Raw genomic sequence first — 23,490 nt, 5'->3', positions numbered from 1 at the left:
CATGCGTCGCCGCCTGCCGCCGCCGGACCAACGCGCTCCCCACGCCTGTCGATCTTGACCGCACCCGGTGAAGGAGAGCCGCAGACCGCTTTCTAGGCTGACCCCATGTCCGACGAGTCACCTCTCATCCGTAGCCTGCGGGCCGCTGTCGCCGCCGCTCCCGAAGACGTACCCCTGCGGCTGCACTTCACCGAACTGCTCCTCGCGGAGGGGAGGCACGACGAGGCCGTCACGCAAGCCGCGGTCGCGCTGCAGCACGCGCCCGGCGACGATGCCGTACGGGACCTGATGGTCCGCGCCATGCAACTGCCCACGGTCGGCACGCGACCCCCCGCCTTCGACTGGGCCGCCGCCGAGCAGGAAGTCGCCGGGGTCGTCGGCCCCCGCTTCGCCGCCGACCCCACCGATCCCACTGACCCCGCCGACGCGGGCGACGCCACCGAGGCCCCCCTGACCGCGGACGGCAGCGGCGACCCGGCCGACGCGTCCGCCTGGGACATCGACGCCCCCGGCGACGTACGCCTCGCCGACGTCGGCGGCATGCAGCAGGTCAAGGACCGGCTCGAAGCCGCCTTCCTCGCCCCGATGCGCAACCCCGAACTCCGCAAGCTGTACGGCAAGTCGCTCCGGGGCGGCCTGCTCCTCTACGGCCCGCCCGGCTGCGGCAAGACGTTCATCGCGCGGGCCGTCGCCGGCGAACTCGGTGCCGGCTTCATGTCGGTCTCGCTCTCCGACATCCTCGACATGTACATCGGCACCTCGGAGAAGAACGTCCACGACATCTTCGAGGCCGCCCGCCGCCAGGCGCCCTGCGTGGTCTTCCTCGACGAGCTGGACGCGCTCGGCGCCAAGCGCTCGCGCATGCACCACAGCGGTCTGCGCAACGTCGTCAACCAGCTCCTCACCGAGCTCGACGGCATCAACGCCGCACGGAACGAAGGCGTCTTCGTGCTCGCCGCGACCAACGTCCCTTGGGACGTGGACCTCGCCCTGCGCCGCCCCGGCCGCCTGGACCGCACCCTGCTCGTGCTGCCGCCCGACGCCCCGGCCCGGGAGTCGATCCTCCGCTACCACCTGCGCGAGCGCCCCATCGAGTCCGTCGATCTCGGCAAGATCGTCAGGGTCACCGAGGACTTCTCGGGTGCCGACCTCGCCCATCTCTGCGAGAGCGCGGCCGAGTACGCGCTCCTGGACTCCGCCCGTTCCGGCACCGTCCGCATGATCGGCACCAGGGACCTCCTGAACGCGGCCAAGCAGATCAAGCCGTCCAGCGAATCCTGGTTCGCCTCCGCCCGCAACGTCGCCATGTTCGCCAACGACGGCGGCATCTACGACGACCTGGTCACCTACCTGAAGAAGAAGCGCAAGCTGTGACGACACACCCACAGGTCCAACGGGCCCGGATGCTCTACGAGATGATGCGCCCGGAGGAGGCGCGCGAAGCGGTCGGCCGCCACCTCGCCGAGGACCCCGACGACCACCAGGCGTGGAGCCTGCTCGGCCAGTGCCAGCTGACCCTGGGCCTGTACTCCGAGGCCTTCGCCGCCGCGCTGGAGTCCCTGCGGCTCGAACCGGGCTTCCTCGACGCGCACTTCGTCCGCGGCTACGCCCTGCGCCACCTGGGCCGGCTCGAAGAGGCCGAGGCGGCGCAGCGCTTGGCGATCCGCATCGATCCGTATGCCTGGGGCCCCCGACGGCAGCTCGCCGAGCTGCTGTTGGAACTGGCCCCGGACCGCCCGGAGGAGGCGCTCGAGCACGCCGAGGTCGCGGTGCGGGAGGGACCGGAGGAGACCTACACGTGGGCGACCATGCACAAGGTCGCCACGTTCCACGAGCGGACAGAGCTGGCCGACGAGGCCATCCGGCAGATCCTCCGCGTCGACCCCACGCACACCCTCGCCGTCACCGTGTCCACCGAGCGCGAGGCCGCCAAGGCCGGCACCTCCGCCGCCCGGGCCGCCGAACTGTACGCGGGTGGGCTCGCGGCCGCACCGCACTCCGACGCGCTCCGCAAGGACCTCGACAGGGCCGTCTACCGGCTGCTCCGCGGCACCCGATGGCTCGCCCTGCTCTGTCTGGTCATGGCCGCCGTCACCGTCGACGTCTTCCCCGCCGGGGGCGAGGCGAAGGAGCTGCCCGTCCATCTCGGCACCCGGCTGTGGGCGCTCACCCTGATGGCCGCGGTATGGGGCTTCGGCGCCTGGCGCCGCTACCGGCGGCTGCGGACCGGGGCACAGCTCGCCGTGTTCGCGCTCGTGCGCCGCTCGTTCTGGCCCAGGGTCGTGCTCGGCCAGGCCACCTGGGCCACCCTGTGCGCCCTGTTGCTCGTCGCTCTTCCGTGGAGCGAGCGCACCGTCCCTCAGGTCCTGTTCTGGCTGGCACTCGTACCGAACCTGCTCAGCATCACCCACGACCGGGACAAGGTCTGATGAGCCGGGCCCTGCAACAGGCCGACGCCCTCTTCGACCTGGGGCGCCACGAGCAGGCCGCCGCACTCGCCGCCCAACACCTCGCCGGCGACCCCGACGACGCCAACGCACTCGTGCTGCTCGCCCGCTGCCGGCACAGCCTCGGCGACGAACAGCAGGCGCTAACCACCGTCGAACACGCCCCGCAGCACTGGGCGAGCCACTACACCCTCGGCATGGTCCTCGACCGCGGCGCCCGCAGGAAACGCAAGCGGGCCGCATACGAGTCGGCCCGCAGGGCCGTCGCCCTCGCCCCCGAGGAGAGCGACGCGCACGTCCTCGTCGGCCTGACCGCCCACCACACCGGCAACCACCGCGTCGCCCAGCAGTCCTACGAGACGGCACTGCGCCTCAACCCGAACAACAGCACGGCCCACAACAACCTCTCGCTGCTCCATCTGCGCCGCCGCTGGCTCCGTCCCGGCTCGTGGACCCGGGCCGCCGAGGGCTTCGTCCAGGCCGCCGCCCTCGACCTGGAAGACCGCCACGCCCGCCACAACCTGGAGAACATGGCCTGGGGAACGCTCATGGGCTCCCGCTGGGTGGCCTTCGCCGGAACCGTCGCGGTGGCGTTGGGCTCTGCCCACCTGCGTGCGGGCGCCGCCGGCACTGACGCCCTCGTCACCTGCCTGGTGTGCGCGGCCGTGCTCGTCGGCGGCTGGGGAGGCTGGCTGCTGTGGCAGGCCCGGCGGGTCCCGCCCCACCTGCGCCGCCCCCTCCTCCTGGTGGCGCGCGGCTGCCGGCCGGTCCTCGGGATGGCGCTCCCCATCGCGCTGCTCATCGTCCACGCGGCCTTGGCGCTGGTGCTGTGGCGCAGCGCCCTGTTCTCCGCCCTCGCGATTCCGCTGGTCTTCTTCGCGCTCGTCATGTCCGTGGCCGGCCGCACCGCCCTCCAGCAGCGCGCGCCGAAGCAGTAGGAGGCAACCCCGTGGACGCCTTCGGCGACACCGCCCACTCCACCGGCGACGCCCGCCGGATCCCGGAACGGGCGTGGCACCGGCTGCTCCTCAGGCCCGCCGCGCCCGCAACCTCCGCCGACTGATCGACCTCGGACCACCCGCACCGGCGGTGCCCGGCACCTCGGCCTGATGCCGTCGCATCGGCGCGGGCGATCACGGTGCCGTCGTCTTGCTCGAGGATCAGCCTTCGGCCCGCCAGGGTGAGCGTGAGTTGCTGCGGTGAGGGGATGGTCGGCTGCGGCCCCATCAGACGACGCAGACCCCTGTCGCAGGCCCGGTGGATCTGCAGCGCGACTGACTCACCGTTCTCGAGCCGTACCGGCGCCGGCCGGTGCGATGGCGACCGCGCATGGGCGACACCGAGTGGCATGACTCTCCAGCCGTCCACCAAGAAGTCATCGGCAACGTCCCCAAGCCCGCGTTCTCTCCCGACGCCCACTGCTGGTGGAATACCCGAGCAGCCTGGCGGCTCCCCCACCTCCTGTTCATGGCACGCACAGACGCCGCCTCCGCACACCGGCAGGCACAGCGCGCCCAGGCACCCTGGCGGTAAGACGAACACAGCCTCGGGCCCGGGTCGTCCGCTCACCCTCAATGCGGACGTGATCGGGTCCTCGGCAGCCTGATGGATGTCAGAGAAGGGGGCGAGGATCCCGGGCGTCTTGTGGGGCAGACCGTCTCGCATCTTCGTCCGGCGAGCGCCGGGGACACGCTGGGCACCCCAGGACCGTCCGGACCAAGATCCGGACCGTTCTCGGACCAGCCCCCTCCAAGGGACCCACAAACCGCCGTTTCCCCTGGTCAGCATGGGTCCAACTGCTGTACCACCAGGAGACGAAGAACCTGCATACAACCTCGACGCCCGCACCCCGTACGACGCCCTCACGGCATCCCCATCACCGACGTCGCCGAATGGATGGGCCACAAGAGCCTCGACGTAGGCCTCGCCCCGTGAGAGCTCGGCAGGGATTCCCCCCACTTGGCGTGTCGCCGGAGCAGGTTCGGCATCGGTGCGGCATGTTCTTCTAGCTGGCGAAATGGAAAGAAACAGCAGAAATCGGCCGTCGACGGAGGTACCCGATGGGCACGAGTGGCATCGGGCAGGGCCAGCCGGACAACGTGCCACCGCCAACGGGCAAGGAGTCGGAGAAGCCTGACGCCCCTCCTGCAGCCGGGCCTCCGCCCGGTCGGGCTCCCGGCGCCCGGAAGCCGGCCCCACCGAAGGTCCGGTCCGGTCCGCTGACGCGGCTGCGAGAGGCCGGGAGCACGGCCCTGGAAGCGGGCCCGCCCCCGGGGCCGACTCGTCCGGAGTTCTGGCGCAGTCCACTCCGCAGTCCGTGGCTGACCTCGGTGTTCGGGCTGGTCCTGCTGTTCGGGATCTCGGTGCTCTTCGTGACGGGCCTGCTGTCGTACGCGGCGTACAACCCCGATCTCGCGGCAGTCAACGACCAGACGCCGAACAAGGGATGGCTCGGCTTCTACCTTTTCTCGTGGCCGACTTCCCCGTACTGGCTCTACCGGCTCACCCAGGGCATCCACGTGACGCTGGGAATCGTGCTCGTGCCCGTCCTGCTGGCGAAGCTGTGGTCGGTCATTCCCAAGCTGTTCGAGTGGCCACCTATCCGCTCGATCAGCCACGCTCTGGAGCGGCTGTCCCTGCTCCTGCTGGTCGGCGGAGCCGGCTTCGAGTTCGTCACCGGCATCCTCAACGTCCAGCTCCACTACATCTTCCCCGGCTCCTTCTACACCCTGCACTTCTACGGGGCCTGGGTGTTCGTCGGCGCGTTCGTCGTCCATGTGGCCTTCCGGCTGCCCAGGGCACTACGGGCCGTACGACCACGACTCGGGGAGCCTGCGGCGGGTAGCGAGGAAGCGGGCGGGCTGGTCTCGCCCCGCCCCGCGGCGCCGACCATCTCCCGCCGGGGCGCCCTGGCCATGGTGGGGCTCGGGTCGGTGGCCCTGCTGGTGGTCACGGCGGGGCAGAGCATCGGCGGATGGTGGCGGAACACCGCGCTCCTGGCTCCGCACGGCCGAGATCCGGGTTCGGGCCCGAACGGGTTCCAGATCAACAAGACCGCCGCGTCGGTCGGCATCCGGCCCAGCGACGTCGGGCCGGCCTGGCGGCTGACCGTACGCGGCCCGGGGCGTCAGGTCGACCTGACGTACGGGCAGCTCCTGGCCATGACGCAGCACGAGTCGGCCCTGCCCATCGCCTGTGTGGAGGGCTGGTCCACCACCGACCAGCGGTGGGGCGGAGTCCGGCTCACCGATCTGGCCGCCCTCGTCGGGCTCGGCGTGAACACGCCCGAGGTCCTCGTCGAATCGGTGCAGCGTGGCGGCTCGTTCAGGTCTGCCGTGCTCAGCGACCACCAGGTCCGCGACAGCCGATCCCTCCTGGCCGTCCGCGTCAACGGGGCCGTCCTCTCCGCCGACCACGGCTACCCGGCGCGGGCCATCGTCGCGGGAGCTCCGGGGGTCCACAACACGAAGTGGGTCACCCGCCTGACCTTCGGAGAGCCCGCATGAGCGCCCCGACGGCATTCCGGCGTCGTTACGGCGCCTCCCCCCTGCACCTGCTCCTCGTCCTGGTCTCCTTCGCCCTCGCCCTCTACGCCGGACTGCGCCTGTTCGAGGGCGACACCGTCGGCGTGGCCATGTGGTTCGTCGGCGCGGCCCTCCTCCACGACCTCGTACTGCTCCCCCTGTACTCGCTCACCGATCGGGCGGCACAGGCCCTGTTCACCCGGGGCCCGGACGACGGCCGGTCCACGCCACCGGTGAGCGTCAACTACGTCCGCGTTCCCGGGTTCGTCTCCGGTGTCCTGCTGCTGGTCTGGTGGCCGCTGATCCTGGAACAGGTCGGGCACTACACCGCCGCGACCGCCCTCCCGGCGGACGGCTTCCTGGCCCGGTGGCTGCTGATCACCGCCGCGCTGTTCGCCGCCTCGGCCATGGTCCTGATCGTACGGACATGGGGCCGGAGCCGCGCTCAGCGGCAGGCGCGCAGCGCGACGAAGTGACGTCCCCGCCCGCTGGTCCACCGTTCGGCCTCGGTCCACCCGGAGGCCATGGCGTGACGGCGGAGGGCAGTGGCCCCGACCACGGCCCAGGGGAAGACGGTGCTGACCGGCCGGTGGCCGGGGTGGATCCGGACGCGGCGCCGCGCGTCCACCTCACCGGAAGCGGTCTCCACCAGGAGGAGACCCTCCGGAGCCACGACCTCCCGGATCCGGTGCAGCAGCCGTCGGGGCTCGCCACCGATCCCGATGTTGCCGTCGATCAGCAGCGCCGTTCCCCACCGACCCTCGTCGGGGAGCGGGTCGAAGACCGATCTGCTCACCGCAGAACCGCCCCGGCAGGCGGTCGTGATCACTGCGACAGGACAGACGTCGATACCGAGGACGTAGTGGCCACGCCCCGCAAGTGCCTCGACCATACGGCCGGCGCCGCACCCGATGTCCAGCACCCGGCCGGTGCACCGCCGCAGCACGGTCCGGTCGGCCGCGTCCGCCCGGGCACACCACCTTTCCAGATCCAGGGGTAAGGACCAGCCTTCCGCATCGCACAGGGACAGAGCACGCTGTGGTCGTGTGCGGAGACGACGGGCTGGCCCGTCGTCCGGCCTCCGAGCTGCAGGAGGTCTACAAGGAACGGGTGACGCTCGTTGCGCCTGCCGGCCGTGATGCCCAGCCGAGCGTGGGCCGTGCACCCGGCGCACCGGGACGCGGCCTGCTGGGCAGGGTCCCGCTCACGCGGCTGCGGAACCCTGCCGGGGAGCGGCCGGCTGCGCGGGAGCCGTGCGTCCTGGAGGCGGCGGAGCCCGACGAGGAGGTGCTGGCCTCGGCGGGGGTGGCCGGGGCCGCCGCTCTGGCCCTGGTGTACGAGGACGACGACACCAACGTCCGGGCGGCTCTGGTCGCGCGTCGGCTCAACCCGAGGCTGCGGCTCGTGATCCGGCTGTACAACCGGAAGCTCGGCCAGCACCTGGAAGAACTCCTCGACCAAGCCGCGATGGTGGCTGAGCCCGGGATCGACCTGCGGGATCTGGACTCCTCGACGACCGTGCTCTCGGACGCCGACACCACGGCCCCCGCTCTGGCGGCCAGCGCCGTCGCCGGTACCAGCAAGGTGGTCCAGGCCGACGGCCTCCTGCTGCGAGCGGTGGAGCGTACGCCTCCGGGAAGGGGCGAGGTGGCCGATCCGGGACTGTGCACCCTCGCCCTCCTCTCCGCGACGACGAGTGACCCGGCCGGCGCGGAGGGCGCCGAGTCCAGCGGGGACCGCGGCCCGCAACTGCTGCCCGACGACGGGGCCGTGGCCACGGCGACAGGACGGGGCATCGTGGGCCCTGGAGACCGTCGCCCACACGGACGCGTCCCAAGCCAGGCCCAGGCTGGGCACGGGAGCCCTCCCCGTGGCTTCCTTGTTCCCCCGTCGGCTGCGCTGGTCGATGGCCGGAATGGTCGCCGCTGTGGCCGCACTCGCGCTGGCATCGTGGGCGACGACCGGCGATCACCCCCTGCACGCCGACACACGGCACCCGCCGCCGACGACCCGTTCCACGGGCTCCCGCCCGGTCAACCGGTCGGCCTGCTGGCCATCGGCTTCGCCACCCGCCGTCGCTTCCGGGTCAACGGAACGCTCACCACCGCGGACGAGGACGGCCTCACACTCCAAGTCGATCAGGCGTACGGCAGCTGTCCCCAGTACATCCAGCAGCGTCACCTCCTACCCGGAGCCGGTGCCGTCTAGGACGGGAACGGCCACCCGGTGCGGTACGCCACCTCCTTGGCGTCCGATCAGGCCCGCCTCATCCGTGCGGCCGACACCTTCTTCCTGGGCACCGCCCATCCGGAGCGCGGCAGGGACGCCTCGCACCGCGGTGGGCCGCCCGGTTTCGTCCGTATCGAGGGCGACCGCCTCTGGTGGCCTGACCATCCGGGCAACAACATGTTCAACAGCCTCGGCAATCTGGCCGCCGACAGCGCCGCAGCCCTGCTGTTCGCCGATTTCGCCACGGGGCGCACCGTGCACCTGTCCGGCACCGCGGTGGTGGAGTGGTCTCATGGTGGCTCCGACGACGATGAGGGCGGCACCGGCCGCCGGGTCCGCTTCCACATCGGCAGCGTGGTCGACGGCTCCGGCGCACCACGACACGCGCCGCATCCGGTCCGCCGACCACCAGACAGGAAGGACTGATGGCCATGAACGAGCCGACACCGGAATCGAACGGCCACACGCGCCTCGCCTACATCCTCGGAGTGCCGCTCGCCCCGGAGGTCGAGCGGCAATGGCCCCAGATGGGCGAGGTCGTCCGCGGCAGCAAGCTCATCGGTGAGGTCGAGGGGAACTTCCCCGAGCTCACGCTCGAAGTGGGACGACGGCTACGCCTCGACGAAGACGTGATCGTCGTGGAATGGACCTGCGACTACGGCGACGGCCGCCTCTACCGCAACGTCACCATCGCCGAGCTCCGCGACGGCCGGGCCGCCCGGGTCACCGACTACTGGGGCGAGCCCACCACCACTCCCCCGTGGCGCCGCCCGCTCACCGCCCGCCTCGACATGCCGGGCAACGGCATCTGGAAGGACCACGACCACCTCGGTCACCACTGACGTCCCGCTTGGAGCGACCCGGCCGTCACGCCCCCGTCGCAGTTCCCGCCGCTCCCGTATGACGGAAGTCTTACGTGCACGCGTGGGAGACCCTCCGCAAGCTCCGCACTGCGTAGCGTCCGGAGCATGCGCGTACTCGTCACCGGAGGGGCCGGATTCATCGGCTCCCACATCGTCACCGCCCTCACGGCCCGCGGGCACGAGCCCGTCGTCCTCGACGCCCTGCTGCCCGCCGCCCACCCCGGCACGCCGCCCCTGCCCGACGCCGAGTTCGTGCGCGCCGACGTACGGGACGCCGAGGCGGTCCGGGCCGCGCTGCGCGGAGTGGACGCGGTGTGCCACCAAGCGGCCATGGTCGGCCTCGGCAAGGACTTCGCCGACGCCCCCGGCTACGTAGGCTGCAACGACCTCGGGACGGCGGTGCTGCTGGCGGAAATGGCGGCCGCCGGGGTACGGGAACTCGCGCTCGCCGGGTCGATGGTGGTCTACGGGGAGGGCCGGTACACGTGCGAACGGCACGGGACGGTACGCCCCGGGCCACGTCGGACCGAGGACCTGACGGCGGGCCGGTTCGAACCACGCTGCCCCGACTGCGGAGCCGAACTCGCGCCGGGCCTGGTCAGCGAGGACGCGCCGACGGATCCGCGGAACGTGTACGCGACGACGAAGCTGGCCCAGGAGCACCTCGCGGCGAGCTGGGCCCGGTGCGTGGAGGGTCGGGCGGTGTCGCTGCGCTACCACAACGTGTACGGGCCCGGCATGCCGCGCGACACCCCGTACGCCGGGGTCGCCTCCTTCTTCCGCTCCTCGCTCGCCCGGGGCGAGGCACCCCGGGTCTACGAGGACGGCGCGCAGCGAAGGGACTTCGTCCACGTCACGGACGTGGCCGCGGCCAATGCGGTGGCACTGGAGGCGGTCGGTGCCCGTCGGGCGGGCGCACTCGCCGTGTACAACACCGGCAGCGGGGAGCCCCACACGGTCGGCGAGATGGCCACCGCGCTGGCCACGGCGCACGGCGGACCCGCCCCGGTGGTGACGGGCGAGTTCCGCCTCGGCGACGTACGGCACATCACCGCCGACTCCGCCCGCCTGCGCAAGGAGCTGGGCTGGCGTCCGACGGTCGGCTTCGTCGACGGCATGACCGAGTTCGCGCGGGCCGGCCAGCGCGAGTCTGCGGGCGTGACCGGCTGATCCCGGGATCCGGCCGACCGCTTCGGCCGGATCCGCACGGCCTACACAGCTACGGGGAGAGTCAGTTCGAAGCGGCGATCCTTCTCGATCTTGGCCCGGAGCCTGGGGACGTGCACCGTCACCGTGGACAGGTCGCCGAAGTCCCAGCCTCAGACCTCGCGCATGAGCCGTTCCCGGGAGAAGAGCCTGGCGAACTCGTTCCGCTCCCGGGCGTCGCGCCAGGTGCCGATCAGCTCCTCTCCGGCAGCGTGCCGAGGCCAGGGCGGGGAACGGCGCGCCTCAGACCTCGTTGGGCCTTCCAGCCGTCGACCTGGAGGACGTGGAAGGCGATGAAGAACATCGGGGGCTTCGGCGCCAGCGGTGCGGCCGCGGGCGGCGGCCCGGCGTCGAAGGGCTTCAAAGGACAGGGGGCGGCTGCGGTGTCCCAGACGACGAGTTCGCCTTCGAAGACCAGACCCTCGGGCAGCTGCTTGGCGGCGGCGACCAGGTGGGGATCCGGTCATGCACCAGGGAGCCGCACCGGCTCTGCAGGAGCAGCCGACCGCCGTGGCCTGCGGGGGTGAAGAGGATCGCGCGGTGGCCGTCGTTCTCCAGACTTTGATGTGTCTCATGAGACACCCGTCCACCAACAAGACAGCCCCGGGGAGCGCGTGACGGGGCCCGAGTCTGGCGTCACAGTGACGCGGGCCTGGTTCAGGCGGAGACAGGGGTACGGGACAGCGCGGTGCGCAGCGCGAAGACGCCGAGCAGGCCACCTGCCGTGAACCGCTGGGCAGCCATGGCACGAGGACGGGCAGTCAGAAACCCCGACACCCGCGCTGCGCCCAACATGATCAGAGCGTTCACCGAGATCCCCACGATGATCTGCACCCCACCGAGCTGGAGCAGTTGCCCCCAGGCCGGGCCTCCCTGTGGGTCCAAGAACTGGGGCAGGAGGGCGGCATACATAAGAGCGATCTTGGGGTTGAGCAAGTTCGTCAGCAGCCCCATCGAGAACAGGCGGGCGTCAGAGACCGGAGGCAGGTCTTGGGCCGGGGCGAATGGCGAGCGGCCGCCGGGCTTGAGCATGCCCCATGCGAGGTAGGCCAGATAGGCGGCCCCAGCAAGCCTGACCACCATGAACGCCATCGGCACGGCAGCGAACAACGCCGACAGGCCCGCAGCCGCCGCCAGCAGATAGCACACGAATCCCACGGCGGTCCCACTGAGGCTGACCAGGCCCGCCCTGCGACCTTGGGTGATGGCCCGAGAGGCGAGGTGAATCATGTTCGGTCCCGGAGTCAGGGCCATGCCCAGTTCGACCAGGGCCACCCCTGCGACTGCGGTCAGAGTGATCACCGGTCAACCTCCTGGTCATTCGTCGGGCACCTGATACGAACGGCTATGCCGCATCAGCAGCGCCTGGTCTTGCCGTCTGCAGAGTACGGCCTTGCTGCTCGCTGTCCTCATGCACCCACCCCCGGCCCCGTTCCTGGCCCGCCGACGACATCCGGTGCTGAGCTCGCAGTTGAAGCCGACCAAGATTGAAAGGCGGTCTCCAAGACGCACCTCCGTCGAGACATCTCAAGATGTCTGGAGAACCGTCGAACCTCTGCTTCGCTGCGAGGCCACACGCCAGGACGCCGGAACCGGGGATGGATTCGGCGGCCCGGGCGGGCATCGGCTCGAAGGCAGGGTGAGAGCCACTCGGGTCGGGGACGGCCTCCTCACCGCCGCTTGGGGCTGGGCGCCCAAAGCGTCCCCCAGGCAGGCACGCAGCGCTCGTGGAATCGGTCACAGGGCTCTACTCAAGTCAGGCTCCGGGTGTGCCGGCATCTGCTGGGCCACCCTGAGCCGCGCGCGGCACTCCTGACAGAAGGGTTCTCTGAGGCCATGCGAGCACGCGGTTTCTGTCCGCGCAGGTCAGGGCAGTCGATGCGGCTGAGCTGGCGCCGCAACAAGTGTCGTGGCGGCGCCAGGTAAGGTGGCTCCGGAATCCCGAGGGGCGTGGACGGCACGCTGGATGGCCTGCCTGTGGTCTTCTTCGCGCGGGTCGGGCGCCAACTGCGCCGCTGGGGCAGCGAAGGCGTAGCAGTTGCAAGCTGATCTACCGCGCCCGGGTCTGGGGAGCGTGTGCATGATCGTGCGCGCCCGCGCGTGCGCCGACGGTGCGCTCCGGCAGGTGAGGAGCAAAGGCGATACACCTGTCCGCCGAATGAGGTGAGGCGGCTCTGCCCCTCGCCACCCTGAGCCGCCCTAACAACAAGCTCGCCGAGCGGGCCGGCGCGCGTCCTTCCGGCCTAACGCCGTGACACCACGTCACGCAGCTAGAGCGTGCCTCTTTGGCGGGTTGGTCGGTTGATCAGATATTACTGTCTGACTAGTGATCACTGATGCGATGTGGGACCGGATCGAGCCGCTGAGGCGGGCCGATCCGATCCGAGGACGGCGGTGAGCCGACCACCGTCGCGCTCTTGAGGCCATCGCGTGGAAGTACTCCGTTGAACGATGCATCAACCGGTTCAAGCAGTGGCGAGGTCTGGCCATGCGAACGAACAAACTCGCCATGACCTACCAAGCCGCTCTCCACCTCGCCGCCATCCTGATCCGGGTCCGGCGATAGCCTGCTGGGCCTATCGTCCACCCGCCCACGACATTCAGCAGTTACGGTGATGGTTCACTTACCGGACAGCTCGTGGATGGCCGGGGAGGGTGTGTGGAAGAGCCAGGATTCCGTGTGCTGCTGGCAGAAGCAGGAGACCGAAAAGTGGAGGCAGTCCGTGCGATACGGACGGTCACCGGCCTCAGCCTCTGGAACAGCAAACTTCTGCTCGCCAGCGCACCCGTAGAGATCAAGGCACCCGGCTGGCTCGAAGCCGCTGACGAGGCGGCTCGGATCCTTGAGGACGCAGGCGCCCACACCACGCTGCTCTGCGATTGCTGCGGCCGCACCATCAGGCGGGGAGCCTTCCCCCTCAACTCGGCGCGGTACACGGAGCCATGGCCCCTTGAGATCTGCTGGGCGAGTTGCCCACCCGCGGCGATCTGAGGTGGGCCCAGTTCGGTCTGAGAGCTGGCAGTCGCGGCTCACCGCGCCGCTCGGCATACCAGACGGGCCGTAAACACCACCCGCCAATCCCCCCGAACCGTCCCGGCTGGCTGCCGGGACGGGGCGAGAGCGCGTACGGGTCGGGCTCAGCAGGTGCCTGCGCGCCGGCGCCGGCGGAGCACGGCGGCCCCGCCCGCGAGGGCGAGTGCCGCGCTTGAACCGCCGGCGAGGAGCAGGGTGGAGGGCGAGGCGTCGTCCGCCTTGCGCTGGGAGCTGTAGCCGCTGGAGTAGCCGTTGGTGTCGTACTCCGAGCCGGGCAGCTTGTCGGCGTAGCGGGCCTTGACCAGTTTCTGGTAGTCGCTGAGCGACACCGATGCCTGGCCGCCAAGACCTTGCCGGGCCTCGTCGTTGAGGGGTTCGACGGTGGTGAGCTTGAGCTGGTACCAGCCGCGGATCTGTGGCTCGGTGAACACCAGCGTGCCCAGAGTGGCCTTGCCGGCGTATGTGGCGTCGATGTCGCCGTCGCGGATGGCTGCCAGGTGCCAGCCGCCGCCCTGAGTGGGGGCGAGCATCACGGTTACGTTGCGGCCGTTGACCGTGGTGCTGAGCGAGGAGACCAGCTGTGTCAGCTTGACCGCCTCGGTGGGCAGTGGCTTGGCGGTGCCCTGGACGAACCCGGGGGTGATCTCGTTCCGTGCCAGCGGGTCCTTGATCGTGAAGACCGGGAGGCCCTGGCACGGCTCGGCCGTTTCGGGGATCGTCTGCACCGGCCCGCCGGCGCCGCCGGTGGGCACCGGAGTGCTCAGGAAACGGCAGACGGCATTGCGCACGTCGGTGGACTTCACCGCGTCGAGGGCGGCTTGATAGTCGGGGATGTCGGCCGGGAGAGGGTCCTTGGCCGGGGCCGCATGGGCCGGACCGACGACGGACAGCAGTGCGGATGCACTCAGTGCGATGACGATGGACAGGCGGGAGAAGCGAGAGCCCATCCGCTTGCTGGACATTTCGGTGTCGCGCATGTCGCCTGCCTTAGCGGGAGATACCGATGCGGGAGTGGGTCCACTTGGACGAGCTGTTGCTCACGTAGTCGTTGTAGTTCCACCACGTGTACGTGGTGGTGTCCGGCCACGGGTCGGCCACGGCGATCGTGTTGTTCGACGTGTCGAAGCCGTAGACCACGTTCATGTGGCCGCCACCGGACGTCCACCCGATGCGGGCGCCGATCGGCCGGGCCGCCTTGACGTCGGTGTACACCTGATTGAACGTGGCCGCGCTGTTCAGGCCCGAGCCGGTGTGGGCCATGCCCAGGCTGCTCCAGCCCCTGGCCATGTCGTCGAGCGTGGCGGGTTGGTTGTTGCAGCCGTAGTAGGGCTGGGCCCTGTTGCAGAAATCCGTCTGTGTGGAGCCTAAACCCTGGAACTTGGCGATGGTCAGCCCGGAGGCGACCCAGCACCACTGGGTCTTTTCCTGCTTCAGCATTGTGATGGTGTCCTGGCCCGCTTCCGCGTGAGCCGTGCCGCCCGCGGCCGCGAGCGATCCCAAGGCAGCCAGCACGATGGCCGACGCCGTGGTTCCATACCTGAATTTGCCCATGTTCCTGCCTTCCCCCTGATGGGTGCAACGAGATGAGCGGGGCGATCTGATGCGAATATGACAGCGCAGCGTTCCGAAGGCATAGGGCCTACACATTAATTCAACCCCTACTGATTACTTGTCATGCAATCATGCAACTAACGGCTGTTCCGTTTGAGGCGGGCGTTATCCCGTGGTACACGGATGTGAAGCCGGGCGCCGCCGAACACGGCCTAACCGACGACTGGATGCCTCAAACGAAACCGCTGCCCCCTCCACACCCCCACCACCAATTCGCCATCGAAGACCATGCCGACGGACAGCTGTTGTTCCGTCACAGCTCGGGCTCGGCACCGGAACCAAGGGCCCCTCACGGGTGAATCCCCACCGAGTTCGGCCCGGCTGCCCGCCGCCCAACGGCGCGACTGGCACCGGCGCCGGCGCATGGGGCGGCCCGTGCACGGATGGCCCGACCCAGTCGCGGCAAGATGCCCCCCGGGGGCGACGGCGGCCCGGCGTACGGGAGAGGTGTTCCGGGCCCGTCCTTTCGTGGTGAAGGCCGCCGCCACCACCGCGAAAGGACGGGCCGGCCCTCGCCGGCCGACGCCGGGCCGCCCACGTGTCGGCGGCCGCGGCGGTGGGTTAAGGCCGAGCCAGGATGTCGGTCACACGGTGCGCGTAGATCACCCGGCCACAGGGGGAGCCGGGGTCCGTGCAGGTCGGGTCCGTGGTGTCCATGCGGTGTTCGGTCAGCGACCACAGGTATTGCGTACCGCCGCCCGGCACGCCCTGCCCGTGCTCGAAGGACAGGTCCTCGGGACCGACGGCGTTGGTGATGTTGGCGCCGTAGTCCACCAGACGGCCGCCGGAGACGGTCGCCCGGCGCAGGCTGCCGCTGTGGGTGGTCCAGCTGCGGTTGAAGTAGTACATGCCGTCGTAGCGTGCCGCGCCCTGGGTGAGATCGCGGGGCAGGTAGAACGCGCCCGTCGCGCCGACCACGCCGTTGGTCGACTTCAGGAGGCCGGTGGCGTCCTCGATCGGCAGTGCGCCGACCCGGCCCTTCTCGGGGTGCGTGTCGTCGGAGTCGCAGTACTCGCCCATGATCAGAGCCGGAGCGGCGGAGTTGCTGCGGTCGACGGAGATGTAGGACGCCTTCGGCGCTCCGGTGGCCACGCAGGTCGCCGCAGAGGAATTGCCCTGGGCGCTGGCGAACTTGTACGAGGCCACCTGCGGCATCACGTACCGGTACGTGTAGCTGTAGTAGACGTTGTTCTGCCGGCCGATCTGGGTCTCGTCGCGGACGTTGCTCTTCAGGCCGTCCAGCGTGGTGTCGTCCACCGATGCGTTCTGGTCCGGGTTCAGGTCCAGGATGGAACGCATGTCGAAGACCCGCAGGCCGTTCAGGGTGTCCGCGACGTAGAGGTAGTACTTGTACCAGGCGATGCCGCCCGCGTGGATGTCGACCGCCTTGTAGGAGACGTGGCCGTAGCTGTTGTAGTACGGCTCCACCAGCAGGACGTGACGGTACCGCCGGCCGTCGGGGTCACCCGGTATCGCGGTCTGCGGGTCGAGGAAAGACAGCCGCACGCCCTTGCCGCCGGCTTTGTCGTACCAGGCGGTGACCAGTGGCTTGCGCGAGCCCCACAGCTCGTCGGTCTGGGCGTCCGAGACACCGGTCATGCCCTGGGGGATCCATTCCTCGGTGGCGGAGTCGCCGGGATCCCAGCAGAGCTTGCTGGCGGGAGCGAGCACCTTGCCGTCGTCGCCCGAGCCGAACGGGTCCGTGGTGCAGGACGGGCCCGTCTTCGCGACCCGATTGCCCTGGTCGAGCAGGTCCTGGACGCCCTGCGTGGGCAAGGCCGCTTTCAGATCGGCCACCTGGCCGCTCAGGTCGGGTCCGGACTTGAGGTTGAAGGAGGACGCGGTCGCCGGGTCTCCGGGAGCCGCCTGAGCGGGTGAACCGATCGCCGGAACCAGAAGGACCGCCGCGACTGCAGTGGCGACCCAACCGGCGTACTTGCCGGGGGATTTACGGGGTGGCATCGCTATTCTTCGACCTTCTCTGGGGAGAAAGCGAAGATCATACGGATGGCCACCGGACGCCCGCGCACCGGGGGAGCCGCGTGAGTCGCCGGAGTCGGCTGAGCCGGGAAGACCCCGAAGGACCGCTGTCCCGGGTCAGGCCGGCGTCGGACAGCCGGCCCGCGCAACTCGCCAGGCCCGGGTGGGCTTGGGCTTGGGCTTGCCAAAGCCGTGGGAAGACCCCTCCGCCTGGACGAGTCCGGCCTCCAGCCCGCGAGCGCCGACCGCTTCAAGACCGGCCGGCTCGCCGCATGTCCGCCGCCTGTTCCTTGGGCTCGGGCGCCGGGTAAACCCCCTTTCTCCGTCGACGCGGACCTCGCCGTGGTCCTTCGTCCAGGTGCGCAGGTGTTGCCGGATACCGTCCGTCTCGGCCCACAGGGTGAGAGTCACGCCGTCTGAGCCGTGCGTTCCGATGAAGCTGCGGAAGCGGTTCACCGCGGACGCCTCGGTATCCCAGGTTCCTTCGCCCCGCGGTCCGGGCGGGATCGCCTACCACCACGTCTCGGACACCTACATCGCGCTGTTCACGCTGTTCACGCACTTCATACCGTGCGGGTGTGGGAGGCCGTCCACATCATCGAGGGCCTCCTCAAGAACACCTCCGAGGTCAAGCCGCCCACCGAGCACGCCAACACCCAGGGCCAGAGCGTGCCCGTTTTCGCCTTGGCGCACCTGCTGGGCATCGATCTGCTGCCCAGGATCAGAAACTGGAAGGGTCTGACCTTCTACCGCCCGTCCAAGCAGAGCAAGTACGTCCACATCGACTCACTGTTCGGGGAGGCGAGCAAAAACGTCACCGACTGGGATCTGATCGAGACTCAGTACCGGCGCCCGATGCGGGTGGCCGTGTCCGTACGCGAGGGCCTCATCTCCTCCTCGACGCTGCTCAAGCGGCTGCGCTCCGGGGCACACAAGAACTCCACCTGCACCGCGTTCCGGGAGGTCGGCTGCGTGATGCCTTCCTCGACGGGAAGGCTGCATGGCACGCTGTCCTCAGCCTCCCCGCGGGAACGCGGTTCGCCGAACCCGACCCACTGACCGAACTGCGCCGACGATTCCACACCTGGCACGACCCGATCCCCGCCTTGCTCAACGCGACTCGGGCGGAGGCCGTGCTGCATCACGACGTGAACGAACTCCGCACTCCCCTCCCCTCATACGCAGTCGGTCGGATCATCCTGCTCGGCGACGCGGCCCACGCGATGACCCCCAACCTCGGGCAGGGCGCCTGCCAGGCACTGGAGGACGCGGTCACCCTCGCCGCAGCCCTCGGTGCCGAGTCCACCGTCGAGGCCGCGCTCGCCCGCTACGACGCCCAGCGCCGACCGCGCAGCCAGGCCGACGCACGGGCCGCCCGGCAGGCCGGGAGAATGGGCCAGCAACTGTCCCACCCACTGGCCGTCACCCTTCGGAACACGGCGATGCGGCTGACACCATCCCGGATTGCCGCACGTATGATCCTGCGTCACCACGCCTGGGACCCTCCGTCGCTGGACTGGTGCGAACCCTTCGACCTGCGTGGATGAAACTCAAGCTCATACGGGCTGGGGTGTGAGGCGCTTGAGGCCCTTGCGGTCGTAGTACGTCGTCATGGCGAAGCCGAACAGCAGTGCCAGGACGATGCCGATCCCGATCATGATCCACGAGCGCGTGAGGCCGGCGTCGCCACGGGCGTCGAAGTAGAGGATCGCGCGTACGCCGTCGCTGAGCTGGCGCATCGGTTCGAAGTAGGACAGGAACCTGTAGAACGCGGGGACCGCGTCGAGGGGGACGGTCGCGCCCGACGACGGCAGGCCGAGCACGATGAACACGAACATGGACACCAGCTGGCCGATCCCGCCGAAGGCGGCGTTGATGGCCTGGACTCCCAGGCCGACCGCGAGGGCCGCGCAGTAGGAGTAGATCCACAGCAGCGGTAGATGGGAGGCGTCCATCCCCAGGATCGTGATGCAGGCCAGCATCACCAGTGCGGAGCTGACCAGCGTGATGCCCGCGGTCATCACCATCTTCAGCAGCAGCGTCTGCGTGCGGTTGATCGGTACGGTCCGTCGCCGGGTGTGCCACGGGCCGATCTCGTTGTCGGCGTAGCCGAGGGCGGTGTCGACGCCGTTGCTGATGACGTTGCCACCCATGAACCCGGCCAGGACCAGCAGCAGGGTGTAGTAGAAGGCCGACAGGCCGAAACCGCTGTGGGCGCCGAGGGGGTGCCCGACCTGGGTGACCACGTCGACCGGGTCGGCGAGCAGCACCTTCGTCGTAGGGCTCGCCTGTGCGCCGGCGGCCTGCGTGAGCTGGCGGCCGACGGACTGCGACGCGCTGTGGGCCGCCTTGGTGCTGATCTGGCTCGCCAGGGAGGACCCGAGGCTGCCCTTGCCGGGATTGGTGAGCACGATCATGGTCGGCCGGCGGGTGGCCGCGGACGTGGTCAGCGCGGCGACGGCTTCCGAGAAGCCGGCCGGGACCACCAGTGCGCCGTAGACCTTCCCCGAGTCGAGTTGGTCCTCGGCCTGGGCGCGGGTCATCACGCGCCAGTCGGCTTTTCCGCCCGCGGTGTCGGAGGCGATGGCGGCGGTGATCCGCCCGCCGAGGTCCTGCCCTCCGGTGTCGTCGTCGACGAGAGCGATCGGCAGATCCCGGAGGTGCCCGTTGGGATTGACGATGCCGCCCATGTAGAGCAGGGACAGCAGCAGGGCGAGGAGTGCAGTGAGGATGGTGGGGACCACCCAGATCTGGGGGCGGCGCAGCAGGGTCGCGGCGGTGGCTTCGGGGGCGGCGGGCGCGGACATGGGTCTCCGTTGCTTCCCGGTGGGCGGGATCGAACGACGGTCGGCGGTCAGTGGCAGGCGGTCGGCAGTCGGCGGTCGGCAGTCGGCAGTCGGCAGTCGGCAGTCGGCGGCAGCGGTCGAGTGGCCGACCGGGCGAACGCCCTTGGCCGACGACACCTCAGCATGCCCTCCCCCACCCCCGGTGCCCGTGCCCCGCCCCGCCCGCCTCCCTCCGATGCACTAGGCCAACATCCCGGGTGCCGTGCTCAGCCAGCGAGGAAGCCGGCCAGGGCGCAGCACTGCTCGTCCCCGCGGGCGAACTGCTGGGTATGGACGCCCAGCAGCTGCGGCCTCTCCCCCGGCCCTGACGGCGACCAGACGGTCTGCTCCTGGAGCGACGCCACCACCTTCGGCGCGGTCCGGATCCTGCGGCCGACCACTCCCGGGTACTGCCGGTAGTGGGGGCTGGCCCCACCCCCGAACAACCGGGCAGCCGGATGGCCTGGGGAACGCCGTGTCGGCGACCGTGGGGCTTGTCCCGAGCAGTCGCCTACAGAGAAGGCAAGATCGTGCGTATTGTCACGGCCACCGCCGTCGCACTGGCCCTCGTCGGCGGAGCCGCGCCGGCCGCCACCGCCCAACAGCCGACCACCGACGGAATCTGGCGCATGGACGGGTACGGCACAGTGCTATCCATCCGGAACGGAGCCTTCCAGGAGTACCAGACCACCGCCGTCAGCTGCCTCAAGGGCAACTCCGCACAGCGGACGGGCTCCGGCACCTACACCGCGCCCGACGGCACTGTCCTCACCGTGCGCACCCCAGGAGGCCGCGACCGCGCGTCCATGCGAGTGGACGGCTCCGTCGGCGACCGGAACCTGATCCGGATCGCGGAGTTGCCCGACGCCTGCACTCGTCCGGCCCCCAAGGGTCCGCTTGCTGCCTTTGACGTCTTCTGGCAGTCCTTCGAGGAGAACTACCCCTTCTTTTCCGCCAAGGGCGTCGACTGGCACGCTCTACGCGACCAATACCGGCCCCAGGTGCACGCGAAGATGACCAAGGACGGCTCTTCGCCGTCTTCAGCGAGATGGTCAAGCCTCTCTACGACGCCCATGTTGCCGTTCAGGACGGCGACCGCGTCTTCGCACAGGTTCGCCCCGGCACCGTCCCGCCCGGTGAGAAGTTGGACACCAAGGTCAAGAAGTTCATCGTGGCGCACGACCTCAAGGACGCCCGGAACCTCCAGGACTTCGCCAACGGGCGGATCACCTACGCCGACCTCCCCGGCGGGCAGGGCTATTTGCGGATCTCCGGGTTCGGCGGGTACGCGGGCGACGGCGCCCCCTACGCGGCCCAACTGGCCGAGCTCGACCGGGCGCTGGATACGGTGCTCGGCCAGGAGCGCACCCAACGTCTCAAGGGCCTGATCATCGACCTGCGGATCAACGGCGGCGGCTCCGACGCCCTGGGAATCCACATCGCCGAGCGCCTCACCGACACCCCCTACGTCGCCTACTCCAAGCGCGCCCGCAACAACCCCGCCGACCCCACCAGGCACACTCGCCCTCAGCCCGCGTATGTCAAGCCCGTCCAGGGCCCCCGTTACACCGGGCCGGTCGCCGTGCTGACCGGCGGCTCGACCGTCAGTGCTGGGGAGAGCTTCACCCAGGCCCTCATGGAGCGGCCCGGCAAGACGGTCCGGATCGGGCAGCCCACACAGGGCGTCTTCTCGGACGTCATGCTGCGCAAGCTCCCCAACGGCATGTCGGCCTGGCTGCCGAACGAGGAGTTCCTGACCCGCTCGGGCAGGACCTTCGACGGCACGGGCATTGCGCCGCACCTCACTGAGCCGGTCTTCACCGAGGAGGAGTTCGGCAAGAAGAAGGACTCGGCCTTCGAGAGGGCTCTGAACGTCCTGCGGAACTACGGCGGCACCACAAGCTGACTCAGGAGCGGCGCGACGGTGAGCGTCAGGGCCGCAAGGCGGCCAGGCGCGTCGTTGCCACTGGGTGGCGGTGACGGGCGGAGGTCGGCCGGTACGCGGCCAAGGACGCCCGCGGAGAGGTGCTGGCCGGTGACGACCGCCGGGAAGCAACCAGCCCTCGGGGGAGTTCGCGGCCCGGCCAGTGGGCGTCGGCATGTTCGCCAGGTCTGTCAGCAGGCGGGCCGGGGAGGCCTGGTCAGATCGTGACCGGGCCGTGGGCGGTGGCGAACTCTACTGAGACCAGGCCCGGTTCCTCATCCTCGACCCAGGTGACGTCGATCTGGTCGAGGGGGTGGTCGGCCGGTTCGCCGAGGAATTCGGCGATGGAGGCGGCGTCGCCGGCGATGGAGACCCCGTGGATGGTGGTGGAGGTGCGCGGGTCGGCGCTCGGGCGCTCCTCGATGGGGACCGACCACTGAAGGAAGTAGGGCAGTTGCGGGTCCTCCAGCAGTTCCAGCAGGCCGATCTGCTTCCACCTCAGGTCGAACCCGTCGGGGCGGACACGGTGGCCCTCGGCCGAGGTGCGGCCGAGGCGGGCCTCGACCGGGGCGATGTCGTCGACGGAGACCACCCAACCGAGCCAGCCGCCGCCCTCGGCGGCGCGGCGCGCGACCGCCTGGCCGAAGGGTGCGCGGTCGGCGGCGGGGTGGTCGAGTGTGGTGACGACCTCGACGTAGGTGCCGCCGCTCAGCGGGAGAATGAAATTGCGGGTGCCGAATCGCGGGTGCACGCCTCCGTCGACGAACCCGGCGCCGAGGGCCGATCCGATCCACTGGACGGTCGAGACGAAGCTGTCGCGGGCCACCGCATAGGACACGTGATCAAGTCGCACTGCGCCATCATCACCCGACAACCCGTACAAATCCCGACGCCACGCCCGACGCCCCAGGCCGCGTCCGCCGTGGATTCAGCCGTGGAGCGGATCGATCATCGTCATCCCGGCGGGGGACGCCCGGTCGAGGCCAGGCAGCAGCGCTGCCGCCTCGTCGAGGCCCACGACCCGCTCGATCAGCCGCTGGGGGGCGAGCGCTGCTGCCACAGGATTTCGATGTCCGCGAACGGGCCCCTGTGGGACGGGCGGGACACCGGCTTCGCCGGCTGGCGCGCGATCATCTTCGGCCGCTGGCCGGTCAGCGGCCCACCACCGCATTTCGCGGGGGGGGGGCGCGGACTACAAGGCGCGGGCCGATGGGCTGGTGGAATGCGGGCTGATCCCCGATCGGGGGCAGCTGTACTGGCAGGCCCGGCTCTCCGAGCGCTACCCGACCATCGAGGTGCGCTGCTGCGACGTGCAGCTGGAGGCGGACGACGCGGTCATGCTCGCCGGTGTCATCCGCGGGCTCGGCGTCACCGCGATCGCCGAGGAGAAGGCGGGAGTCGCTGCGACGCAATGCCGACCGGAAATCCTGCAAGCCGCAATGTGGCACGCGGCCAGGCACGTGATCAGCCCCACGCTCATGGAATCGAAAGGCCAACCGCGGAGCAATGGAGACGTACTGCGCCCGCTCCTCCAGCACATCGGCCCCGCCCTTGAAGAGAGGCCGGCCTACCGGGGGTTGCGGCCCTGATCACGGCAGGAGCCATCACTGCGTGAATCGCGTGTCGTCGGATGGATCAAGACACCCCCCGCTCGGGACCTCCCAGCTTCTGGTATTTCGAGGCCGGACAGGTCAGCCGGGGCCGAGAGGCCGCTCGGCGTGATTCAGCCTCGCCGTTCGCTGTAGTGGCGAGTGGAGCACGGCAGGCTGCCGTCCCGTCGCCGGTGTGGTCGCATCGCTTCATGAAAGATCCGTTCGCGTGCGACGATCCGGCCGTGCTGTCCGCGT

21 protein-coding genes and 6 pseudogenes are annotated in these 23,490 nt (G+C 70.0%); 17 read left to right on the top strand and 10 right to left on the bottom strand.

The features are described 5' to 3' along the window. The first annotated feature begins 105 nt into the window (after positions 1-105). From OG509_RS38085 to OG509_RS38065, 5 genes are all read left to right on the top strand, one after another. The gene (locus OG509_RS38085) at positions 106-1,374 is read left to right on the top strand and encodes an AAA family ATPase (RefSeq protein WP_406187140.1); all 1,269 of its coding nucleotides are present in this window, start codon (positions 106-108) and stop codon (positions 1,372-1,374) included. Continuing rightward, positions 1,371-2,429, top strand: a complete 1,059-nt coding sequence (locus OG509_RS38080; RefSeq protein ID WP_406187139.1) for a tetratricopeptide repeat protein — start codon at positions 1,371-1,373, stop codon at positions 2,427-2,429. The genes OG509_RS38085 and OG509_RS38080 overlap by 4 nt, the downstream gene beginning before the upstream one ends. Continuing rightward, a complete protein-coding gene (locus tag OG509_RS38075) occupies positions 2,429-3,385 on the top strand; it encodes a tetratricopeptide repeat protein (protein WP_406187138.1) in 957 nt (318 codons plus the stop codon). The genes OG509_RS38080 and OG509_RS38075 overlap by 1 nt, the downstream gene beginning before the upstream one ends. A gap of 1,314 nt (positions 3,386-4,699) precedes the next feature. Then, positions 4,700-5,953 (top strand): molybdopterin-dependent oxidoreductase, encoded by a 1,254-nt coding sequence (locus OG509_RS38070; RefSeq protein WP_406187823.1) that lies wholly within the window; start codon positions 4,700-4,702, stop codon positions 5,951-5,953. Then, positions 5,950-6,447 carry a hypothetical protein gene (locus OG509_RS38065; RefSeq protein WP_406187137.1) on the top strand — a complete coding sequence of 166 codons (498 nt, stop codon included), beginning with the start codon at positions 5,950-5,952 and terminating at the stop codon, positions 6,445-6,447. Before OG509_RS38070 ends, OG509_RS38065 begins: the two co-directional genes overlap by 4 nt. Here OG509_RS38065 and OG509_RS38060 read toward each other — a convergent pair. Further along, on the bottom strand, positions 6,417-6,863 hold the full coding sequence (locus OG509_RS38060) for an SAM-dependent methyltransferase (protein WP_406187136.1): 447 nt from the start codon (positions 6,861-6,863) through the stop codon (positions 6,417-6,419). The genes OG509_RS38065 and OG509_RS38060 overlap by 31 nt on opposite strands. 146 nt (positions 6,864-7,009) lie before the next feature. On the opposite strand from OG509_RS38060, the pseudogene OG509_RS38055 reads away from it, so the two are divergent. The 5 genes and pseudogenes from OG509_RS38055 to OG509_RS38035 all read left to right on the top strand — a co-directional run. After that, a pseudogene (locus tag OG509_RS38055) lies at positions 7,010-7,955 on the top strand (NAD-binding protein); the annotation flags it as partial. Next, positions 7,922-8,179 carry a hypothetical protein gene (locus OG509_RS38050; protein WP_406187135.1) on the top strand — a complete coding sequence of 86 codons (258 nt, stop codon included), beginning with the start codon at positions 7,922-7,924 and terminating at the stop codon, positions 8,177-8,179. The pseudogene OG509_RS38055 and the gene OG509_RS38050, both read left to right, overlap by 34 nt. 36 nt (positions 8,180-8,215) lie before the next feature. After that, positions 8,216-8,626: a pyridoxamine 5'-phosphate oxidase family protein gene (locus OG509_RS38045; protein ID WP_406187134.1), complete on the top strand. Its 411-nt coding sequence runs from the start codon at positions 8,216-8,218 to the stop codon at positions 8,624-8,626. 5 nt (positions 8,627-8,631) lie between these two features. Continuing rightward, complete coding sequence (locus OG509_RS38040; RefSeq protein ID WP_406187133.1) at positions 8,632-9,042, top strand: nuclear transport factor 2 family protein; 411 nt, start codon at positions 8,632-8,634, stop codon at positions 9,040-9,042. A 126-nt stretch (positions 9,043-9,168) separates the two neighbouring features. After that, positions 9,169-10,233 carry an NAD-dependent epimerase/dehydratase family protein gene (locus OG509_RS38035; protein WP_406187132.1) on the top strand — a complete coding sequence of 355 codons (1,065 nt, stop codon included), beginning with the start codon at positions 9,169-9,171 and terminating at the stop codon, positions 10,231-10,233. A 77-nt stretch (positions 10,234-10,310) separates the two neighbouring features. Here OG509_RS38035 and OG509_RS38030 read toward each other — a convergent pair. Together OG509_RS38030 and OG509_RS38025 are read right to left on the bottom strand one after the other, a co-directional pair. After that, positions 10,311-10,415, bottom strand: a pseudogene (locus OG509_RS38030) (helix-turn-helix domain-containing protein); the annotation flags it as partial. Positions 10,416-10,926: 511 nt separating this feature from the next. Beyond that, on the bottom strand, positions 10,927-11,571 hold the full coding sequence (locus OG509_RS38025; RefSeq protein WP_406187131.1) for a LysE family translocator: 645 nt from the start codon (positions 11,569-11,571) through the stop codon (positions 10,927-10,929). 1,138 nt (positions 11,572-12,709) lie between these two features. On the opposite strand from OG509_RS38025, the pseudogene OG509_RS38020 reads away from it, so the two are divergent. Both OG509_RS38020 and OG509_RS38015 read left to right on the top strand, forming a co-directional pair. Beyond that, positions 12,710-12,835: pseudogene (locus OG509_RS38020) on the top strand (IS5/IS1182 family transposase); the annotation flags it as partial. Between the two features lie 72 nt (positions 12,836-12,907). Further along, the gene (locus OG509_RS38015) at positions 12,908-13,261 is read left to right on the top strand and encodes a ribosomal protein L7/L12 (RefSeq protein WP_406187130.1); all 354 of its coding nucleotides are present in this window, start codon (positions 12,908-12,910) and stop codon (positions 13,259-13,261) included. 146 nt (positions 13,262-13,407) lie between these two features. Here the strand turns inward: OG509_RS38015 and OG509_RS38010 are convergent, their stop codons facing one another. The 3 genes from OG509_RS38010 to OG509_RS38000 form a co-directional block, all read right to left on the bottom strand. Further along, entirely contained in the window at positions 13,408-14,280 is an 873-nt protein-coding gene (locus tag OG509_RS38010) for a hypothetical protein (RefSeq protein ID WP_406187129.1), read from the bottom strand. 10 nt (positions 14,281-14,290) lie between these two features. After that, positions 14,291-14,740, bottom strand: coding sequence for a papain-like cysteine protease family protein (locus tag OG509_RS38005; RefSeq protein ID WP_406187128.1), 450 nt, complete (start codon positions 14,738-14,740; stop codon positions 14,291-14,293). A gap of 735 nt (positions 14,741-15,475) precedes the next feature. Beyond that, complete coding sequence (locus tag OG509_RS38000) at positions 15,476-16,876, bottom strand: hypothetical protein (RefSeq protein WP_406187127.1); 1,401 nt, start codon at positions 16,874-16,876, stop codon at positions 15,476-15,478. A 441-nt stretch (positions 16,877-17,317) separates the two neighbouring features. Between OG509_RS38000 and OG509_RS37995 the strand changes: the two genes are divergently transcribed. Together OG509_RS37995 and OG509_RS37990 are read left to right on the top strand one after the other, a co-directional pair. After that, positions 17,318-17,953: a Tn3 family transposase gene (locus OG509_RS37995; RefSeq protein ID WP_406187126.1), complete on the top strand. Its 636-nt coding sequence runs from the start codon at positions 17,318-17,320 to the stop codon at positions 17,951-17,953. Further along, positions 17,872-18,441 (top strand): annotated as a pseudogene (locus tag OG509_RS37990) (FAD-dependent monooxygenase); the annotation flags it as partial. The gene OG509_RS37995 and the pseudogene OG509_RS37990, both read left to right, overlap by 82 nt. Before the next feature lie 9 nt (positions 18,442-18,450). Here OG509_RS37990 and OG509_RS37985 read toward each other — a convergent pair. Both OG509_RS37985 and OG509_RS37980 read right to left on the bottom strand, forming a co-directional pair. Beyond that, positions 18,451-19,701: a YhgE/Pip domain-containing protein gene (locus OG509_RS37985; protein WP_406187125.1), complete on the bottom strand. Its 1,251-nt coding sequence runs from the start codon at positions 19,699-19,701 to the stop codon at positions 18,451-18,453. A 245-nt stretch (positions 19,702-19,946) separates the two neighbouring features. Beyond that, the gene (locus OG509_RS37980; RefSeq protein WP_406187124.1) at positions 19,947-20,120 is read right to left on the bottom strand and encodes a hypothetical protein; all 174 of its coding nucleotides are present in this window, start codon (positions 20,118-20,120) and stop codon (positions 19,947-19,949) included. A gap of 129 nt (positions 20,121-20,249) precedes the next feature. Between OG509_RS37980 and OG509_RS37975 the strand changes: the two are divergent. Beyond that, positions 20,250-21,625 (top strand): annotated as a pseudogene (locus OG509_RS37975) (S41 family peptidase). Between the two features lie 235 nt (positions 21,626-21,860). Here the strand turns inward: OG509_RS37975 and OG509_RS37970 are convergent. Further along, complete coding sequence (locus tag OG509_RS37970) at positions 21,861-22,496, bottom strand: VOC family protein (RefSeq protein WP_243339124.1); 636 nt, start codon at positions 22,494-22,496, stop codon at positions 21,861-21,863. A gap of 75 nt (positions 22,497-22,571) precedes the next feature. Further along, positions 22,572-22,703: a hypothetical protein gene (locus tag OG509_RS37965; RefSeq protein WP_406187865.1), complete on the bottom strand. Its 132-nt coding sequence runs from the start codon at positions 22,701-22,703 to the stop codon at positions 22,572-22,574. A gap of 9 nt (positions 22,704-22,712) precedes the next feature. Here OG509_RS37965 and OG509_RS37960 point away from each other — a divergent pair. Together OG509_RS37960 and OG509_RS37955 are read left to right on the top strand one after the other, a co-directional pair. Beyond that, positions 22,713-22,766, top strand: a pseudogene (locus tag OG509_RS37960) (hypothetical protein); the annotation flags it as partial. Between the two features lie 94 nt (positions 22,767-22,860). Next, entirely contained in the window at positions 22,861-23,232 is a 372-nt protein-coding gene (locus OG509_RS37955; RefSeq protein ID WP_406187863.1) for a hypothetical protein, read from the top strand. The last annotated feature ends 258 nt before the right edge of the window (positions 23,233-23,490 follow it).

The sequence above is a fragment of the Streptomyces sp. NBC_01006 genome, from assembly GCF_045162725.1.
Taxonomy (GTDB): Bacteria; Actinomycetota; Actinomycetes; order Streptomycetales; family Streptomycetaceae; genus Streptomyces.
The sequence above is the reverse complement of the archived record's forward strand: the minus strand, read 5'-3'. Positions and strand labels throughout refer to the sequence as shown.

Excerpts from the sequence above, each read along its gene's own strand:
- OG509_RS38085 (WP_406187140.1), top strand. The coding sequence starts at position 106 with ATGTCCGACGAGTCACCTCTCATCCGTAGCCTGCGGGCCGCTGTCGCC.
- OG509_RS38075 (WP_406187138.1), top strand. The coding sequence starts at position 2,429 with ATGAGCCGGGCCCTGCAACAGGCCGACGCCCTCTTCGACCTGGGGCGC.
- OG509_RS38065 (WP_406187137.1), top strand. The coding sequence starts at position 5,950 with ATGAGCGCCCCGACGGCATTCCGGCGTCGTTACGGCGCCTCCCCCCTG.
- OG509_RS38060 (WP_406187136.1), bottom strand. The coding sequence starts at position 6,863 with ATGGTCGAGGCACTTGCGGGGCGTGGCCACTACGTCCTCGGTATCGAC.
- OG509_RS38040 (WP_406187133.1), top strand. The coding sequence starts at position 8,632 with ATGAACGAGCCGACACCGGAATCGAACGGCCACACGCGCCTCGCCTAC.
- OG509_RS38035 (WP_406187132.1), top strand. The coding sequence starts at position 9,169 with ATGCGCGTACTCGTCACCGGAGGGGCCGGATTCATCGGCTCCCACATC.
- OG509_RS38010 (WP_406187129.1), bottom strand. The coding sequence starts at position 14,280 with ATGCGCGACACCGAAATGTCCAGCAAGCGGATGGGCTCTCGCTTCTCC.
- OG509_RS38005 (WP_406187128.1), bottom strand. The coding sequence starts at position 14,740 with ATGCTGAAGCAGGAAAAGACCCAGTGGTGCTGGGTCGCCTCCGGGCTG.
- OG509_RS38000 (WP_406187127.1), bottom strand. The coding sequence starts at position 16,876 with ATGCCACCCCGTAAATCCCCCGGCAAGTACGCCGGTTGGGTCGCCACT.
- OG509_RS37985 (WP_406187125.1), bottom strand. The coding sequence starts at position 19,701 with ATGTCCGCGCCCGCCGCCCCCGAAGCCACCGCCGCGACCCTGCTGCGC.